Source organism: Micromonospora sp. SL1-18, assembly GCF_047921505.1.
Classification (GTDB): Bacteria; Actinomycetota; Actinomycetes; order Mycobacteriales; family Micromonosporaceae; genus Micromonospora.
Genome location: NZ_JBLROA010000203.1, coordinates 1 through 631, shown reverse-complemented (window position 1 = coordinate 631; position 631 = coordinate 1). Strand labels below are relative to the sequence as shown.

Below are 631 nucleotides of genomic sequence, written 5' to 3'. Positions count from 1 at the left end.
GATGGAGGCCAACGCCTTCTTCGACGGGTAGGTGTAGACCACGTGCTTACCGGTGCCTCGCTTGCGCCTCCGCTGGATGTGGAAGCCCAGAAAGTCGAAGCCCTCGTCAACGTGGCAGACCTTCGTCTTCGCCTCCGACAGGCGCAGGCCCATCGGTGCGAGGACCTCGGCGACCTCTTCTCGCAGGGCCTCTGCGTGTGCCTGGCTGCCGCTGACCATCACCACGAAATCGTCCGCGTAGCGGACGATTCTGTAGTTGGGCAGCCCAGCCCGGCGACGCTTGGTCCGTTGATAGTCGGTGCCGCTGTTGGTCTGCCAGTGCTCGATGAAGTGTTCGTCGAGCGCCGACAGTGCCACATTCGCGAGCAGGGGCGAAAGGATGCCCCCTTGTGGGGTGCCGGCGATGGTGGCCTGCGCCTGGCCGTCCTCGCTGAGGATACCCGCGCGCAGGAACGCCTTGACCAGACCCAGGACGCGTTTGTCCCCGACCCGACGACGGACCCGGTCCATCAGCGCCGGATGGGAGATCTGGTCGAAGCACGCCTCGATGTCAGCCTCGAACACCCACTCGTAGGAGCGGGAGGTGAACTGATGAATCTCGGCGATCGCGTCATGGGCTCGGCGTTTCGGG

Annotated in this window: 1 protein-coding gene; it reads right to left on the bottom strand. The window is 65.0% G+C overall.

The window, feature by feature from the left end; genetic code table 11:
- Window positions 1–631: reverse transcriptase domain-containing protein (locus tag ACNAW0_RS30570; RefSeq protein WP_416291511.1), on the bottom strand; the 631-nt coding region annotated here is incomplete at both ends.